This is a genomic window from Candidatus Bathyanammoxibius amoris (assembly GCA_024451685.1).
GTDB lineage: Bacteria > Planctomycetota > Brocadiia > Brocadiales > Bathyanammoxibiaceae > Bathyanammoxibius > Bathyanammoxibius amoris.
In genome coordinates this window covers 54,673-71,103 of record JAMXCW010000001.1, presented here as the reverse complement: position 1 = coordinate 71,103, position 16,431 = coordinate 54,673, and the positions used below count along the sequence as shown (strand labels likewise).

Below are 16,431 nucleotides of genomic sequence, written 5' to 3'. Positions count from 1 at the left end.
AAGATATTCTCTCTAAAGAAGTTGTAATTGTAGTCCACCTCACCGGTTATGTCAACACTAAGCGGGGGTGATTAAAGGGGTTGAAGTTGTCCCATTTATGCGGTTTTGGCAAGCGGCACTTGTGTAGTGGCATGTCGCAACGTGCCCCTAGTTGATGGACGAGTCAGGAGTCTTTTTCTGAAGCCCGTTCTATAAGCTGTTCCTTGAGGTGGGTGCTGGAGTGGTCCTTCGGGTCGCCTACTATGGCTATCTCTCCCCCATAAGATAAAACGGTCTCTCTCTCCGGTACGTTCTCGTACGTGTAGTCGGTGCCCTTGGCGTGGACGTCGGGTCTGAGCCTTAGGATGATTGAGTCCGCGCTGGGTTCCGGGAAGCAGGTAACGTAATCCACACCCCTTATGGCTGCTACTATCTCCATCCGCTCTTCCTCCGGCATTAACGGGTATTTGGGCCCCTTTATCTCCTTAACGGAGCTGTCGCTGTTAACGCCCACCACCAGCACGTCGCCGCGGGCCTTCGCCCCGCTGAGGCACCTTACGTGGCCTACGTGCAGGACGTCGAAGCAGCCGTTGCAGAACACGACACGTTTACCGTTTGCCCTGAGTCTCTCCAGTATGGAGGCGAGTTTGTCATGGTCTCTTATGACCTCACCCATTGCCTTCACCCCGCAGGTCTCTTGTAATAACATCCACCAGTTCAGAGCGGCTTACGGTGGCGGTGCCGTTTTTCATCACTACGACGCCGGCGGCGTAGTTTGAGAGCCGCGCGGCCTGTGCGTAACTGGCCCCTGCGGCCCTGGCCACCGCGAGCATGACGGTGACGGTATCGCCCGCCCCGGTAACGTCCGTGACCTCGTTGGGGCCGGATATCGGTATCTTCTCTACATTGCCGGTCTTTTCAAACAGCACCATCCCGTAGTTCCCACGGGTAATGATTACGGCCTCAGAGCCCATCTTCTTGAGCAGTTTCTTGCCCGCTTTTATCACGTCGTCTTCACCACTAATGGTTATGCCCGTGGCCGCCTCCGTTTCTGACTCATTGGGGGCTATAATCGTCACGCCGGCAAAATCGCATATCCTCCTGCGGGAGTCCGCCACTACCGTCTTTTCTCCGGCGATCCTCTTCATCCTGTCCAGCACCCCGAGCGTTACTATGTCGTAGCCGTAGTCGGAGACTATCCAGACGTCTACCTTCTTGTTTACCTCGTCAATATAGTCGAGTATCTTTTTCTCCATGGAGTCGGGCATGTTCCAGCTGACTTCTTTGTCTATTCGGACGACCTGTCGTTTTGAGGCGTGGGTATCACCGGCGAGAAGCCGGGTCTTCGATATGGTACCGCGCTCTTTGGACACAAACAGTCCAGCGGTGTCAACTCCATCCTCCGAGAAATGGTTCTTCAGGAAGCCGCCCTCCCTGTCATCACCCACTATCCCCACAGGGAAGACCTTCGCTCCCAGTTTGGAGAGGTTGTTGACCGTGTTGCCTGCACTTCCCGGGACTATGGTCTCGCCCTCGTACTTTACGACGATGACGGGAGCCTCTCTGGAGAGTTTGAACGGCCTGCCGTACACATAAATATCGGCCACCATATCCCCTATTACCGCCACACTTACTCCGGGGATATTGTTGATTATCTCAATATATTTACCGAGGTCATCTTTCACCCTTGATACCTCCTTTAAGATGGTGTTATTATATGGTTTATAGACGTGGTGTCAAGAAATGTGCTCAGCGGCGGGATTTACGTTGACCACGAGAATAGTATTAATGATATAATTCGGGGGGTTTAGGGGCGGTAAATGCAGGTAATTTTACAAAAATACATCCTCAAGGAATTTTTCCGTATTTTCATCCCGACCATCGTGGTATTTGAGTTCCTGCTCATGCTGGGGCTTATACTGCAGGCGATGCACAAGGGTGCCGCCTTTATGGCCATCATTGTCGCGATGCTTCCTTACTTTATGATGTACGCCCTACCCTATGCGCTGCCTACGGCACTGCTGGCTGCTACCATAATAACTTACGGGCGTATGAGCGGTGACAACGAGGTATGGGCAATCCTCACCAGCGGTATCCATCTCAGGACGATCATCGTGCCCGTGGCGCTAGTGGGTCTTTTCTTCAGTTTTTTCTCTGTTGTAATTAACGCGGAGGTCCTGCCCCGCTCCTATCAAATGATTACGACCTTAAGGGACAGGGCCACCCACCAGCTTGTCCAGCACATAATGGCTGCGGGCGGCAAGGTCAAGCTGGACCCTTATTACATAACTATCCAGGATATCGAGGGTGACGTGTTCAAGAACATAACCATACTTAAGTCGGACGGTGAGCACATAAACAACATAATTATGGCAAAAGAGGCACGGCTGGGCATAGAGATGGACAAAAACATCGTTGTGTGCGCCCTGAAGGACGGGGAGTTTATTAACATAAGCCAGGCCAAAGTGGGTTCCACGCCGACCGTCATACCTTTCGGGGAAACAACTTTTATAATGCCCCTGGGGTTGAGGAAACGTAAGACAATGAGGAAGTACATGCCCTTTCTCAAACTCCTGGAGTATAAGAAGCAGGTTAACAGGGAAATCACAAAACAAGGGATTGAATTGGACGAACTTGAGGCCGGAAAGAGAGCACTCAGGAGGAAATTGGGTCAAGTTGAGGGGGAATTATCTTCCGTAGACAGTAAGGTCCGGGTGGCAAATGAACAGGCCGCAAAGGCCAGAGATACCATCTCCGAGCAGAGGACCAATCTGGTAAATATCAAAAACGAGATTCGGGTTTCTCAGGACTATCTACGCATAGCGGAAGAGTCGATACAGGAACTTCTTCTTGCAAAGGAAATGGCACAGGCCGGGAAGAGGCGCAAGTCGGAAGAGGCGACGAATATCGAGCGCAAGGTGGCAGAGGTTAATGAAACGATAGAGGATGAAACAGTGCGGTTACTGGAGGCCGAAGAGGCAAAACGCCTGGCTCTAGAAAGTATAGATAGAGAGGAAAAGAGGTTAGCGAACCTGGCTGAGGAAACTGAGAAATTGTCTAAAGAAAAACGCGCTATGGCCGAGGGGGTCCATAAGGCCAGGAAGATGTATAGCCTGGCCGAGCATCATGAAATAACCCGCGACATAAGTGTCGCCATACACAGGAGATTGGCTCCGGGTCTTTCGTGCCTGGCATTTGTCCTTATAGGCATCCCCATCGGTATAATGACGAGGATGGGTAACATGATTATCGGCTTCTTTATAAGCTTCGGTATAGCCCTGGTAGTATATTACCCCTTACTTATAATGGGCGAGTCACTAGCCAGAAAACAGGGGTTTCCACCGGGACCTACTATGTGGGGAGCTAACATAATCCTGGGGATTATCGCGCTCATTCTCCTCATCAAGCTTTTCAGGAAATAGGACATCTCGGCAATGCAGAAAATCCTCCGAAAGAACACCGGAAGTATAACCTGGTACGTCCCGGAGAGTGAGGCGCATACCCTTGGGGGTAAACTGCTGGAGCTTAACAACCCTACCTGGGAAGAAGCCGTCAGTATCCATAAGAAGGGGCGACGTAAGGTATTTGCCTCTCTGGGTACGACTGCCGGCGGTGAAGAGATATATCTAAAGGCGTTCCGCCTGACCAGTCTGCCTCTCAAACTGAAATGTCTTTTTTCCAGCTCTAAGGCGGTGAGGGAACTTGTAACGGGGCTGACGGCCCTTGAGAGGGGAGTGCCCGCAGTTGTGCCCGTGGCCGCGGGGGAAAAGAGGCGTATGGGCCTCGTGGTAGAGTGCTATGTCCTGCTGAAGAAGATAGACAGCGCCGTTAATCTGAGGGACTATCTGAACAGGGAGGATCTCCCGCGGTGTCAGAGGTCAAGAGTAATCGAGACCCTGGGCAGGCTCGCCAGAAAAAGCCACGAGAGCGGCATCTTTCAGACAGATTTTTCCCTGAACAATTTTCTCCTTAAAGACCCTGACGACCCGGTACCGGTCATATGCTTAATTGATTTTGAAAGGACGTACGTTCGTGACCGGCTTTCAGATGATATGAGAAACTGGACCCTCGCCAAACTCAACCGTGTCAGAGCAGACTTCACTGCAACTGACAGACTGCGGTTTATAAAGGCGTATCTGGCAGATGATGATATGGATAAACAGCCACTTCTCCAGTGGATGAGGGAGTTAGACAGAAGTACCTGCTGGATACTGCGGAAGGACGCCCTGAGGATACATAACGCCTGCGTGCGGGGGGGCAGAGGCTACGAGCGCTACACAAACGGCTCGCTGAGTGCCTACTTCCTTGAAAACAATTGCGGCATAGAGGAACTGATACGTTTGATGAAAAACGCAGATAAAAACCTGGAAAACGTGGGAGCAACACAGACTCTGGGACCGTTCCTGTCCTACAAGACCTGCCGTAAAATACGTTCAGGAGATATGGAGGTAGACGTTTATAAATTCCTGCCCGCCGGTTCAGGCTCCGCAGGCACCGGGCTGGCAGCAGGAGCCTGGCAGGCCGCTAACGCCCTGACAAAGGCCAACCTCCCGGTAAGTCCGGTTATCGGTGCTGTAGAAACCGGCGAAGGGACGTCTTACCGGGGTTACCTTTTTATAAGGCATATCGCCGCACTTAAAGACCTGCGTACGGCCGTTGAGGAATCCCTTTCGTGTCCAGGGAAAAAACGGGCGCTTCTCTGGCATGCCGCCAGGTTTTTGGCCAAACTACACAACCATGGTGTTTTATCGGCAAACTTATCCACAGGGGACATAGGTATACTGGAACCGCCTTCGGGAAGGATAAACGTGTACCTTATGAGCCCCTTTAAATTCAAGATGGCGCTGACAATGACGATGGACGGCACCGGTACGGAGGACAGGGAATCGGACCTGAATAGACTTGAGGAATTTCTCGGTGATTTGCTGCAGGAAAATGACGTGGAACTCTTGAGAAAGTTTTACAGGCTACATTCTTCAAACATACCTGTTACTCATGGAGAAACCCCGTACTCTTACACACCCGGCAGATGGTCCATATTCCGTTCCCCTTAGACAGGACCTCCCTGCGGGCCGCTTGATAAGACTCTCCATTCCATATCTCCCGGAATGACGTGCCCTCCCGGATATTTCCGAAGGCGTATTTCTCACTGTATATGGAGCAGCAAGGCAGTATGGAACCGTCCCAGTTTACAACCGTCTCCGTCCAGAGCAGGTTGCACGAATAACGCCTCCTGGGTGTTTTTTTCTCCATGTCAAAAATATTGTACTTCGGGTTCCTGGGAAGCCATTTACCGTCCCTCTCAATGGCCTCCTCCGCCGTTTCAAATATCTCTTTACCCATATCCGGCTTCATCTTGCTTATCTGTAGTCTTACGCCAAGCTTTGTTGCCATCTCCCCGGCCTTCTCTATCTCATGTTCGTTATGGCTGAAGACATGAAACAGCCAGACAACGTCGGTAAAAGAACGGCACTCGGAACGCATATCGGCCAGCAGTTTCATGTTGTCCATCACTCTCTTAAAATTACCCCCCACGTGATAAATAGAGTAGGTATCCTCCGAAGCGCCGTTACAGGAGACGTAAATCTTATGAACGCCCGAGCGCAACAGAGCCTTTATCTGTTCGGCATCCATATCCATGTCAAGGTTGGTGCTTATCTTGACAATTATACCTTTGGAGACGGCGTACTTTATCATCGGTACAAGCTCAAGATTAAGCAGGGGCTCACCCCAGTTGTAGAGCTTCATCAGGTACAGGTACTCACCCAGCTCATCAACCACCTTTTTGTATGTCTCAAACGGCATCAGGCCCTTTCTTGCCGAGGGATCGTTCCGGCCGGTCGGGCAGAGGGGGCAACGCATGTTGCATATATTCCCCGATTCAATGGTAATCTTCGAGGGATAGGCATAAAGCCTCGAGGCGCCCAGCCTGAACTGGAGAGCGCCCACAAGGCGGTTCAGCAACCTCTTCGGGCTCAAGGCCCTCCACTGTGTACTGAGATTCATTAAAGACATTTGTCTGTGAACTTTACATCAAAGCAAGGGGACGCGTCAAGTCGCAAGATTCAACCCGGATATGTCGCGAGAGAGGAAAAGACATCCTTCGCCAGACTGCTGTGGAACGCAACCTTGCTGTTACTTGGCTGGCACCCAGGCGTCGGCTATGATCTCAACCTGGTACCCGTTGTTAAGGGAGTCTATGCCGATGCAGGCCCTGGAAGGCGCCGACTTGATGTACTGGAGATATATCTTGTTCATGGTCTCCCAGTTCCTCATATCGGTCAGATAGATAATCACCCTTATCAGATTTTCCTGTGAGGTCCCGGCCGCCTTGAGCACGCCCAGCATGTTCTCAAAGGTGGTGTGGCACTGGTCTTCAAAGCTGAGGGGTACCTGCCAGTTGTTATCCGGATCCTTGGGTATGGAACCGCCACAGAAGAGAAAAGAACCCTTTTGCATGGCCTCGGCCGGGATAATCGTCCCGTCGGACATAAGACCCTCATGATAGGATATTCTCTTCTTGCAATTTACTCGCTGGATGGCCATCTTTTGAAACCTCCACAATGAACTCTTTATAGATTTAGACCGTGCCCGATTATGTACCCAACTGCGCCCACTGTCAACAAGGAAGCCCCGTCACGGACGAACAACCTGAAAGGGCGTAATGGCGAAAACCCGGCATTAACCAACCTTCCCCTTGTACCGTCTGTCTTTTGTGATAAAATCATTGATGTATTTTTCACCAAATTAGATTAATGCGATTAATGCAAGGTACGTCTCGACGCACCAGACATGTTTCCATCCCCCTTGACGGGGTAGGGGGGAAAGGAAACGATTCTAAAGGTGGGGAAAAAGAGACTGCATGACGGAAACTCTCATAAGGGTTAAAGACCTCAGGACCTATTTCTTCGTCCGCCCCGAGATTGTCCGGGCGGTGGACGGTACCAGCTTCGATATACATAGCGGACACACGCTTGCCGTAGTCGGTGAGAGCGGGTGCGGAAAGAGCGCCATGGGCCTGTCTCTACTCCGCCTCGTCCCCAAGCCGGGGAGGATAGTGCATGGTGAAATCCGCTTTAAAGACAAAAAAAACCTGAGTGTCCTGTCTGAAAAAAAGATGCGCCGCATACGGGGCGGCGACATATCTATGATATTTCAGGACCCTATGAGCTCGCTTAATCCCCTCATGACCATCGGCGAGCAGGTGATGGAGACACTCCTCCTGCACACCCCCAGGCGCCGGAAGGAGGCCCGTAAGGAAGTTATCGAGATGTTCGCCCGTGTGGGCCTGCCGGACCCCGAGGAAAAGTTCTCAAGCTACCCGTTCGAGCTTTCAGGCGGCATGAAGCAGAGGGTGATGATTGCCATGGCGCTTGTCTGCAACCCATCACTGCTCATAGCGGACGAACCCACTACCGCTCTCGACGTCACCACCCAGGCGCAGATACTAGCGCTACTGCGGAAACTGCAGCGGGAATCAGGCATGGCCGTTCTGCTCATCACACACGACCTGGGCATCGTGGCAGAGACGGCAGATTTTGTGGCGGTCATGTACGCCGGAAGGATTCTTGAATACGCCGAGGTGCACGAATTTTTCGGGAAGAAATTACATCCCTATACCCGGGGGCTCTTTAAATCGCTGCCGCAATTATCCTCCAGGGGCAAAAAACTCTACAGTATCGAGGGTTTTGTGCCCGATATGGCCAGGCTCCCGAGGGGTTGCAGGTTCCAGCCCAGATGTCCCGACGTCCTGGACCGCTGCCGCGAGAGGGAACCTGAGTTGACGAGCGTAAACGGCGGACACAAGGTAGCCTGCTGGTTGTATGAATAAAAAGAAAGTAAAGATTTCCAAGCAGATTCCCGTACCGCGCGAGGTCAAAGACGGCCTCCTGATAAAGGTCAAAGACCTCAAGAAATATTTCCCCGTCCACACGGAAAAACTCTTCCACAGAGATACCCGGTATGTGAAGGCCGTTGACGGCGTCAGTTTTGAACTGGGCCGTGCCAGAACGCTCGGGCTTGTGGGCGAGAGCGGCTGCGGCAAGACCACAACGGGCAGGACACTCCTCAGACTCGAAGAGCCTACCCGCGGCAGCTTCATGTTTAACGGAAAATCCGTGTTCGACCTGAAGAAGGAGGAGTTGCGCAGGCTGAGGCGCCGTATGCAGATAATCTTTCAGGACCCGTACAGTTCACTTAACCCGAGGCAGTCGGTGGGCAGCATAATCAGCGAGGCCATGAAGATACACGGCGTAGGCAGCCGCAGCGAGAGGAGGGAGGCGGTCGAATGGATACTCGGCAGGGTCGGCCTGCTCCCCACGGACGTCAACCGCTACCCGCACGAGTTCAGCGGCGGCGGCAGGCAGAGGGTCGCCATTGCCCGTGCCATCATCCTCAGACCCGACTTTATCGTCTGCGATGAGCCGGTCTCCGCGCTCGACGTCTCCATACAGGCGCAGATAATAAACCTTCTGGAAGAACTGCAGGAGGAGTTCCGGCTGTCGTACCTATTTGTCGCGCACGACCTCCACGTGGTGAGGCACATCAGCGACGAGGTCGCGGTAATGTATCTGGGCAAGATAGTGGAGAGGGCCGGCACTGACGAACTCTTCAGTGAGCCGCTGCACCCGTACACCCGGTCCCTGCTCGCCGCCGTCCCCAGGACCAAACCCGGGGCCGGCAACGGCGGCAGGGTGATACTGGGCGGCGACATACCGTCACCGCTCAACCCGCCCAGGGGGTGCGCGTTCCATACCCGGTGTCCGGAGATGATACGCGACTGCAAACGGCTGATACCCAAACTCAGAGAGACATCAGAAGGTCATCTGGTGAGCTGTATCAGGGTGTGAAAGCTCTAAGTGTTTTATCGTATATACTTAGCAACTCCTTGACAGTGGGGGGGGACAAAGACATAGCAAAGTAACTAGTAAGTATTTACATCATAAAAAAGAGGTGCCTCCAGTCTCTTAACAAAGCATCCACGACGTTGCGATGTGTTAGTGCAACTAACCAAAGCTGGATAATCCTCTTTTCGTCAGAAATCACTTATTAACTTTATCATCAAGATTCTATCGTGAAACCTCTGCCGCTTTCAAGTTTCATCAAGGAGATAAAACATGGCATCTAAGATTACGCGTTCATCTACTCGTGTAAGGGGTTTTTCGGACGCGGAGATGGACTTCCAGCTTATGCGGAGTCTGGGCGTTGTGTGTTACGGTGGCGGGGCCCTGGGAGAGGTACTATCGCTTGTCGGCAGTATTAAAGAGGGTGACCCGGTCTCATGGACCCGGGAGTTCTCTGCGCTCGGCGAACGGGTCGCTGCCATGGGTGAAGAGGCGCTAGCTAAGAACCATACAGTCAGTGCACATAACCACTTCTTGCGTTCCTCCATGTATTACCGGGCGGCAGAATACTACGAAGACCCCTTTAAGCTAACCCACAGGAAACTAGGACTAAAGTCGCGAGATACCTTTATAAAGGCTGCGGAGTTCTTTGACCCACCTGTCGAGGTCTTGAAGATTCCTTATGAAGACACATGGATGCCCGGCTACTTCCTGAGGCCTTCAACCGACGGTGCGCGACGAAAGACTGTTATCATAGTGAGCGGGTTTGACGGTAGCGACGAGGAGCTTTACTTCCAATGCGGGACCGCTGCGCTTGAGCGCGGTTACAACGTTATGATCTTCGCGGGTCCCGGTCAGACTGGAATGCTGCGCTTTCATCCGGACCTGAAGTTCCGGCCTGATTACGAAGTGCCGATCAGTGCGGCTGTTGACTATGCGCTTTCAATTAAAGAGGTTGACCCTGACCGTTTGGCCCTCTACGGCATTAGCTTCGGCGGGTATTTTTCCGCCCGTGGGGCGGCCTTTGAGCCCCGGTTAAAGGCGGTTATCCCCAACTCGCCAATAGTCGATCTTCACGCCTATATGGTGGCGTTTCTGGGACCAGAGGCCCTAGAAGACCCTAACGATATTACGCTGGAGGAGGCGAACGCTCTTACCGGCGAAGAGTTACCACCCGCCGACAAATGGGCAATTAAGATCATCTGCTGGCGGTACGGTGTACTTTCATTTAAGGCCTGGCTCAAAAGACTGGAGGAGTTCAGACTGGGGGACGCAGTAAGTAACATTACGTGTCCTAGTCTGGCCCTTGTAGGTGAAGGGGAGGGTAGCGAAGCCGTGACTCAGACCGATACATACTGCTCCGGTGTAAGCGGTCCGGTGACACGGCATGTCTTCACAGTCGCACAGGGAGCGGATTCACATTGTCAGCTCAACAACCTTGCACTGTCCTGCGCGGTCGTCTACGATTGGCTAGACGAGCTTTTCGGCTGAACCAGGAGAGTTGCCGGGAAGAACGAGACTGCGGTGTAGTGACCTACCCCAAGTCGTAAGTCCTTGTGAGATATGGTAGCGGCGACTGGACTTGAACCAGTGACCTGCGGCTTATGAGTCCGCTGCTCTACCGACTGAGCTACGCCGCCACCTGAGGGTATGTTAACTAAAGACTCATCTCTTTTCAAGCGATTCCTGCGTGGTGGAGGGCCTTCGCGCCTATGTCCTTACGGTAGTAGGCGCCGCTAAAGCTTATCTTCGCCACCGCGTCGTAGGCCCTTTTCTGCGCTTCCCGGATGTCCGCGCCAACGGCGGTGACTCCCAGCACCCTTCCTCCGTTCGTCACTATCTTGCCCTGTCTGACCACCGTTCCCGCGTGGAAGACAACCACGTCATCCACCCCTGCCACATCGTCCAGACCGTTTATCTCCTCCCCCGTCCCGTACTTCCCGGGGTAGCCGCCGGAGGCCATCACCACACAGACGGACGGCCTGGGGTCCCACCCAAAATCAACCGTCTCCAGCTTCCCCCTGGCAACGGCAAATAGCGTCGGAAGGAGGTCGCCCCTGAGGCGCATCAACAGGGTTTGAGTCTCCGGGTCGCCAAACCTCACGTTATACTCCAGTACCTTCGGGCCTGCCGAGGTCAGCATCAGCCCCACGTAGATTATGCCCCTGTACGGACTGCCCTCCTTTTTCATGGCATGGACGGTGGGGACAAGTATGTCCTTCTCTATCGTGCGGTAAAGCTCATCTGTAACGGCTGGTACGGGAGAGTACGCCCCCATCCCTCCGGTGTTTGGGCCCGTGTCACCGTCGTGGAGGGCCTTATGGTCCTGAACCGCCTCGAGGGGAACAATCGTGCTCCCGTCCGTGAAGGCCAGGACGGATACCTCTTCTCCTTCAAGAAACTCCTCTACCACTATCCTGCGGCCGGCCTCGCCGAAGAGTTTTCCCTCGATAATGTTCTCTGCCGCTTCCAGGGCCTCTTCCTGGGTGTTGCAGACTATAGCGCCCTTGCCGGCCGCGAGACCGTCGGCCTTGATAACGGGCGGGCGGTTTTGAGAGCCAATATATCTCCGGGCATCGTCGAGTTCCTTAAAACTCCTGAACTCCGCGGTGGGGATGGCGTATTTCCTCATCAAGGTCTTTGAAAATACCTTACTGCCTTCCAGGGCGGCGGCCTTCCTTGAGGGACCGAAGACGCTAAGGCCGTTAGCCTGGAACCGGTCAACAATCCCCTTTACCAGCGGTTTTTCCGGCCCCACCACGGTTAGGTCGATCCTCTCCTTACGCGCGAAATTGCTCAGCGAATCTATGTCATCCGCATCTATGTTAATGCAATCGGCCAGCCGGGCTATACCCGCATTACCAGGTGCGCAGTAGAGCTTTTTCAATTCCGGGGACTGCGCGATTTTCCAGGCAAGGGCGTGCTCCCTGCCTCCTCCTCCTACGATTAGTACCTTCATATACCGGACCTCAGCAGCACAATGTCTTTTGTCGATGTTAAACAGTGAAGAACAGCATTCTATCTGTTTTGTCTTTTACGGTAAAGCCTATTTACCTTGAGCACCTTTTCCGTTAACGGTACACGCCCCATTTCCACCCCGTCTTCCCGTATCTTTTCCTTTTGACAAAGGTCTTTTGCATGCCATATAATGTCCTGTGATTGATAATGTCTTTGAGGTGTGGCTGCAATCAGGGGCATGTAGCAGTAAAATTGACATTGATATTAACAAGGAATCTCTACATACGTTCCTTCCGGACATTCTTTCGGCGCCGCCTCTGGCGTCCGTTACGGCGTTTCTTCCACAAACCCTTCCGGTGGCGCCGGCTCTTATCTCCCCGGGTGGGACCTGTGCCGGTCTTCTACATCATCATCATCGTGGTTACGGTGGGTATCGCTGCGGGACTTCCGCTGGCGCTGCTCTGGAAGAAACCTCCCGACATCCCGGCCCTCTGCCGGACAGACGCCCATGACAATGACTGGAGGTACATAGTCATCCACCACAGTGCCACACGCGGGGGCTCCGCCGGGGTATTTGACGATTACCACAGGAATGAGAGGGGATGGAAGAACGGTCTCGGTTATCACTTTGTTATAGGCAACGGCACGCAGTCAGGAGACGGGGAAATAGAAGTCGGTCAGCGGTGGAAGAGGCAACTTTACGGGGCACACGCAGGCGACGGCTATTTCAACCGTAAGGGTATCGGCATCTGTCTTGTAGGTAACTTCGAAGAAGACGAAGGTCCCTCCAGGAAACAGCTCGAATCCCTGGAGAAAATTATCCGTTACCTGTCCAAACAATACGACATACCCCTTTCGAGGATAATCACGCACAAAGACGTCCGGGAGAATCACACGGTCTGTCCGGGGAAAAACTTCCCGCTTGAGGAACTAAGGCATCGCTTAAGGAATATCGCCTCAAAGGATACCGTAAACACGGAGGTGTAGGATTATCGCCTGGCTGTCATGAAACACAAAGAACTTCATCCATGGGACGTAAGCTACAAGGATGCGGTTTCACTGCAGGAAGAACTCAGGAGCAAGCTCATTATAAAAGGTATGTCCGGGCGGCCCGGGGTTATAGCCGGGGCGGATGTGGCTTACAGTAAGCTTGCGAACAGGGTTTATGCCGGTGTTATCATCATGGATTTCAGGAGTATGGACATTATAGAGGAGGCCACTGCGGCTGCCGAGGCGACATTCCCCTACATACCCGGTCTTTTGAGCTTCAGGGAGGCACCGGTGCTCCTCAAGGCATTTTCAGCAATTGAGAGGACACCTGACGTCATATTGTTCGACGGGCAGGGTATCGCCCATCCCAGGGGTATGGGGCTTGCCTCCCACATGGGCCTGGTTCTGGATAAACCCTCTATCGGGTGCGCGAAGAAACTGCTCATCGGGGAACATAAGCCCGTGAGAGACAAAGTGGGCGCGTTTTCGTATATTATTCATAAGAGGAGGCGCATAGGGGCCGCGCTCAGGACAAGGGCAGGGGTGAAGCCGGTCTTTGTATCTCCCGGCCATAAGACGGACATCGCCTCGTCAATAAGGGTGCTTCTCGACAGTTGCAGGGGGTACAGGCTTCCTGAACCGGTCAGAAGGGCCCACAACCTTGTCACCCTTCTCAGGGTACAGACGGAAAGGGGCATAAGGACAACTGGTTACGCGAACTGATTTATGCCGGAATCCGGCGGTTGTGATAATGTGGACAACGCTCAATATAATGTTCGTCTGTCTTGTCGTTCTCTCTGCTGCCGCCACCACGTCTTATGGTGCTGAGGTCCCCAGGGTGGTGCGCTTGATACCGGTAGGCGAAATCCAGGAGGGGCTGCTCAGGGAACTGGCAGGCTCCTTAAAGAAAAACCTGGGTGTGGTCGCCCAGGTGGGCCCCGGCATAGAGGTCCCGGCGGACGCCTACAACACGAAGAGAAAACAGTATTTTTCTACGGACATCCTGCGGGAACTAAGTGGGATGAGACCCGGCGGCAAGCTCTACCTCCTGGGAGTGACCGAGCTTGACCTGTACGTGCCGACACTAAACTTCGTCTTCGGAGAGGCACTGCCGTTCAGGAACGTGGCCATTATCTCTCTGCATAGACTCCGGGAAGAGTTTTACGGCAGAGATGCCGACAACATAATCTTATCTGAAAGGATGACAAAAGAGGCGGTGCATGAGCTCGGTCATATATGGAGGTTGAGGCACTGCCCCAACCCGCGCTGTGTGATGTATTTCTCAAACAGCCTTGCAGATACCGACAAAAAGCCCGCGAGCTTCTGTAAGAACTGCCAGCCCCTCCTTAAACTTAAGAGACATGATAAATAATCGATACAAGGTATTATTGATAATAGTACTGGCAGGTGTTATCTCATACGGCTACCTGGGTTCCGGAAGCAACCCCGTAAAGATCTCGGTGGGCGGTAAGGAGGTCCATGTCGAGCTGGCGGTGGAGCCGGAGGTGCGCAGCCGGGGGCTGCAGTTCCGTACGTCTCTGGCAGAAAACCACGGAATGCTCTTTGTATTTCCTGTGGAAGGCCGACACGCCTTCTGGATGAAAGATACACATATACCGCTTTCCATTGCGTTTATCAATAAAGGCGGGCTTATCACACAGATTGAGGACATGAACCCCGACAGCCTCGAACGCCATACTCCCAGTGAGAAGGTGAAGTACGCCCTGGAGATGAACGGTGGATGGTTTAGACGCAACAACGTACGCGCGGGGGACCGGGTTACAATACCCCCTGACATCAAAACCATTACTGAATAAGTTAAACAGTCTCATGTACTTGTACTAAAGCCTATTGACATATACTTGCTATGTTTCTACATTACTGACACAAAAAGTACGGGGCAATAACATCAAGGAGATTACGTACGAGTAAGCATTATGAGGATTAAGGCGGTAATCTTTGACCTGGATGACACTCTTTACGACTGTTCGGGCCTGTTAGTCGGGGCGGCCAGAAGGCGCGCGGCCAAGGCCATGGTGGACGCCGGTCTCCCCATAAGTATTGGAGAGGCCTACAAGCTCCAGCTAACCGTGGCAGAAAAGTACGGCCCGTCATCCCTGGTGTTTAATGAAATAGCCAAGATGCATGGAATGGACCACACCCTGGTCGAATGTGCCTTGAAGACGTATAACAGCGACGAGGTCTCTGAGATCGAACCCTTCCCGGACGTTATCCCCACCCTGAAGCAGCTCAGACAGGAAAAATATAAACTGTTCCTGGTAACGATGGGGGTTCACAGGAGACAGGAAATGAAGCTGGAGACACTGGGCATATCCTCCTGCTTCGACGATATTGTGGTGAATGACCAGGAGGTAGGGCTGCTACTGGAAGATTGTTTCACGGGACTTCTCCAGAAGTACAATCTCCTGCCCAGCGAAGTGGCCGTAGTAGGTGACAGGGTCGGCTTGGAGCTAAGGGTGGCAAAAACCATGGGCATGTACGCGATTCAGATGCTGCATGGAAGATTCAAGGTAGAGGCACCCCTGCGCAACTCTGAGAAACCGGACTATAAGATAAAACACATATATCAGCTTTCCACGATACTTGAACTTATAAACAAGGGCAAACTCCCCGACAGGCTCAGAATACTCACGATAGGCGGGGGAACGGGCCTGCCTATAGTGCTCCAAGGTCTTAAGACCTACAGCAACAGCCTCACGGCAGTCGTTACGGTGACTGATTCCGGGCGTAGCTCAGGTATACTCAGAAAGCAGTATGGGATTCCACCCCCTGGAGACGCCAGGAATTGTCTAGTGGCGCTGTCGGAGACCGACGAACAGCAGGAGGATCTCTACAAACTATTTCAATACAGATTTGACAGGGGCTCGTTAGAAGGGATGAGTCTTGGCAACCTGCTCATGACCGCCCTTACGGACATAACAGGCTCCTTTGAACAGGCAATTAAGAAGGCGAGTAAAATCCTGGCAATAAAGGGAAAGGTACTGCCGTCCACCCTTCAAGACACACACATATGCGCCGAGCTTGAAGACGGAACAAGGTTGGAAGGTGAGTTTAACATCCGCCAGCCCGGAAAGGCCCCGATAAAGGAAGTACTGCTTAAACCGGATAACGCAGACGCCCTGCCGGAAACACTCGAAGAGATTAAAAACGCGGACATAATCGTATTAGGCCCCGGAAGCCTTTATACCAGCATCATCACCAACATACTGGTAAAGGGGCTCAGAGAGGCCATTGGAAGTTCTTCTGCCACAAAGATATATGTATGCAATATTGTCACACAGCCGGGCCAGACAGACGGCTACGTGGCTTCCGACCACATCAAGGCTGTAACCCGCTATCTTGGAGAAGGGGTGCTGGACTACGTACTGGTAAACGACAATCTGCCACGGAAGGACATACTGGAAAAATATGAAGAAGAAGACGCATTTGTCGTGAGAGTTGACCCCGGCGTAAGCAGTCTATCCGTAAAGGCCGTGGAGGCCGACCTGGTAGAAGACCTGGATAAGGCCAGGGTCTTATGGGAAAAGCAGGACCTTCTACGCCACAACCCGGACAAACTGGCTGACGCCATCTGCAGGGTATACGCCCGCCTGCCGATACGTAGTCTGGCGGCAGAGACAGAGAAAGTAAGTTAGGAATC

At 52.9% G+C, this 16,431-nt stretch carries 15 protein-coding genes and 1 tRNA gene; 10 read left to right on the top strand and 6 right to left on the bottom strand.

Going from position 1 to position 16,431, the window contains the following annotated elements; all coding sequences use genetic code 11:
• Positions 1–163: 163 nt before the first annotated feature.
• Both NOU37_00350 and NOU37_00345 read right to left on the bottom strand, forming a co-directional pair.
• Entirely contained in the window at positions 164–655 is a 492-nt protein-coding gene (locus NOU37_00350; protein MCQ4573690.1) for an adenylyltransferase/cytidyltransferase family protein, read from the bottom strand.
• Positions 648–1,664 carry a bifunctional ADP-heptose synthase gene (locus NOU37_00345; protein MCQ4573689.1) on the bottom strand — a complete coding sequence of 339 codons (1,017 nt, stop codon included), beginning with the start codon at positions 1,662–1,664 and terminating at the stop codon, positions 648–650. Before NOU37_00345 ends, NOU37_00350 begins: the two co-directional genes overlap by 8 nt.
• A 135-nt stretch (positions 1,665–1,799) precedes the next feature.
• Here NOU37_00345 and NOU37_00340 point away from each other — a divergent pair, with 135 nt between their 5' ends.
• Entirely contained in the window at positions 1,800–3,401 is a 1,602-nt protein-coding gene (locus NOU37_00340; GenBank protein MCQ4573688.1) for an LptF/LptG family permease, read from the top strand.
• Between the two features lie 12 nt (positions 3,402–3,413).
• Entirely contained in the window at positions 3,414–5,033 is a 1,620-nt protein-coding gene (locus NOU37_00335; protein ID MCQ4573687.1) for a lipopolysaccharide kinase InaA family protein, read from the top strand.
• On the opposite strand, the gene NOU37_00330 is transcribed toward NOU37_00335, so the two are convergent.
• Complete coding sequence (locus tag NOU37_00330; protein ID MCQ4573686.1) at positions 4,969–5,985, bottom strand: radical SAM protein; 1,017 nt, start codon at positions 5,983–5,985, stop codon at positions 4,969–4,971. The genes NOU37_00335 and NOU37_00330 overlap by 65 nt on opposite strands.
• 129 nt (positions 5,986–6,114) lie before the next feature.
• Positions 6,115–6,525 (bottom strand): RidA family protein, encoded by a 411-nt coding sequence (locus tag NOU37_00325; GenBank protein MCQ4573685.1) that lies wholly within the window; start codon positions 6,523–6,525, stop codon positions 6,115–6,117.
• Between the two features lie 316 nt (positions 6,526–6,841).
• Between NOU37_00325 and NOU37_00320 the strand changes: the two genes are divergently transcribed.
• From NOU37_00320 to NOU37_00310, 3 genes are all read left to right on the top strand, one after another.
• Complete coding sequence (locus NOU37_00320; GenBank protein MCQ4573684.1) at positions 6,842–7,810, top strand: ABC transporter ATP-binding protein; 969 nt, start codon at positions 6,842–6,844, stop codon at positions 7,808–7,810.
• Positions 7,803–8,828 (top strand): dipeptide ABC transporter ATP-binding protein, encoded by a 1,026-nt coding sequence (locus NOU37_00315; protein MCQ4573683.1) that lies wholly within the window; start codon positions 7,803–7,805, stop codon positions 8,826–8,828. The genes NOU37_00320 and NOU37_00315 overlap by 8 nt, the downstream gene beginning before the upstream one ends.
• A 267-nt stretch (positions 8,829–9,095) precedes the next feature.
• Entirely contained in the window at positions 9,096–10,313 is a 1,218-nt protein-coding gene (locus NOU37_00310) for a prolyl oligopeptidase family serine peptidase (GenBank protein MCQ4573682.1), read from the top strand.
• Between the two features lie 73 nt (positions 10,314–10,386).
• Here the strand turns inward: NOU37_00310 and NOU37_00305 are convergent.
• Positions 10,387–10,462, bottom strand: a tRNA-Met gene (locus NOU37_00305).
• A gap of 35 nt (positions 10,463–10,497) precedes the next feature.
• Entirely contained in the window at positions 10,498–11,781 is a 1,284-nt protein-coding gene (gene purD, locus NOU37_00300) for a phosphoribosylamine--glycine ligase (protein MCQ4573681.1), read from the bottom strand.
• Between the two features lie 389 nt (positions 11,782–12,170).
• Here purD and NOU37_00295 point away from each other — a divergent pair, with 389 nt between their 5' ends.
• The 5 genes from NOU37_00295 to yvcK all read left to right on the top strand — a co-directional run bounded on the left by NOU37_00295 (position 12,171) and on the right by yvcK (position 16,426).
• A complete protein-coding gene (locus tag NOU37_00295) occupies positions 12,171–12,767 on the top strand; it encodes a peptidoglycan recognition protein family protein (GenBank protein ID MCQ4573680.1) in 597 nt (198 codons plus the stop codon).
• An 18-nt stretch (positions 12,768–12,785) separates the two neighbouring features.
• Positions 12,786–13,493, top strand: coding sequence for a deoxyribonuclease V (gene nfi, locus NOU37_00290; protein MCQ4573679.1), 708 nt, complete (start codon positions 12,786–12,788; stop codon positions 13,491–13,493).
• A 28-nt stretch (positions 13,494–13,521) separates the two neighbouring features.
• Positions 13,522–14,142 carry an archaemetzincin family Zn-dependent metalloprotease gene (locus NOU37_00285; GenBank protein MCQ4573678.1) on the top strand — a complete coding sequence of 207 codons (621 nt, stop codon included), beginning with the start codon at positions 13,522–13,524 and terminating at the stop codon, positions 14,140–14,142.
• Positions 14,132–14,587: a DUF192 domain-containing protein gene (locus NOU37_00280; protein ID MCQ4573677.1), complete on the top strand. Its 456-nt coding sequence runs from the start codon at positions 14,132–14,134 to the stop codon at positions 14,585–14,587. Before NOU37_00285 ends, NOU37_00280 begins: the two co-directional genes overlap by 11 nt.
• 120 nt (positions 14,588–14,707) lie before the next feature.
• Positions 14,708–16,426 (top strand): uridine diphosphate-N-acetylglucosamine-binding protein YvcK, encoded by a 1,719-nt coding sequence (yvcK, locus tag NOU37_00275; protein ID MCQ4573676.1) that lies wholly within the window; start codon positions 14,708–14,710, stop codon positions 16,424–16,426.
• Positions 16,427–16,431 lie beyond the last annotated feature (5 nt).

Excerpts from the sequence above, each read along its gene's own strand:
- NOU37_00350 (MCQ4573690.1), bottom strand. The coding sequence starts at position 655 with ATGGGTGAGGTCATAAGAGACCATGACAAACTCGCCTCCATACTGGAG.
- NOU37_00340 (MCQ4573688.1), top strand. The coding sequence starts at position 1,800 with ATGCAGGTAATTTTACAAAAATACATCCTCAAGGAATTTTTCCGTATT.
- NOU37_00335 (MCQ4573687.1), top strand. The coding sequence starts at position 3,414 with ATGCAGAAAATCCTCCGAAAGAACACCGGAAGTATAACCTGGTACGTC.
- NOU37_00330 (MCQ4573686.1), bottom strand. The coding sequence starts at position 5,985 with ATGAATCTCAGTACACAGTGGAGGGCCTTGAGCCCGAAGAGGTTGCTG.
- NOU37_00325 (MCQ4573685.1), bottom strand. The coding sequence starts at position 6,525 with ATGGCCATCCAGCGAGTAAATTGCAAGAAGAGAATATCCTATCATGAG.
- NOU37_00320 (MCQ4573684.1), top strand. The coding sequence starts at position 6,842 with ATGACGGAAACTCTCATAAGGGTTAAAGACCTCAGGACCTATTTCTTC.
- NOU37_00315 (MCQ4573683.1), top strand. The coding sequence starts at position 7,803 with ATGAATAAAAAGAAAGTAAAGATTTCCAAGCAGATTCCCGTACCGCGC.
- NOU37_00310 (MCQ4573682.1), top strand. The coding sequence starts at position 9,096 with ATGGCATCTAAGATTACGCGTTCATCTACTCGTGTAAGGGGTTTTTCG.
- purD (MCQ4573681.1), bottom strand. The coding sequence starts at position 11,781 with ATGAAGGTACTAATCGTAGGAGGAGGAGGCAGGGAGCACGCCCTTGCC.
- nfi (MCQ4573679.1), top strand. The coding sequence starts at position 12,786 with ATGAAACACAAAGAACTTCATCCATGGGACGTAAGCTACAAGGATGCG.
- NOU37_00285 (MCQ4573678.1), top strand. The coding sequence starts at position 13,522 with ATGTGGACAACGCTCAATATAATGTTCGTCTGTCTTGTCGTTCTCTCT.
- NOU37_00280 (MCQ4573677.1), top strand. The coding sequence starts at position 14,132 with ATGATAAATAATCGATACAAGGTATTATTGATAATAGTACTGGCAGGT.
- yvcK (MCQ4573676.1), top strand. The coding sequence starts at position 14,708 with ATGAGGATTAAGGCGGTAATCTTTGACCTGGATGACACTCTTTACGAC.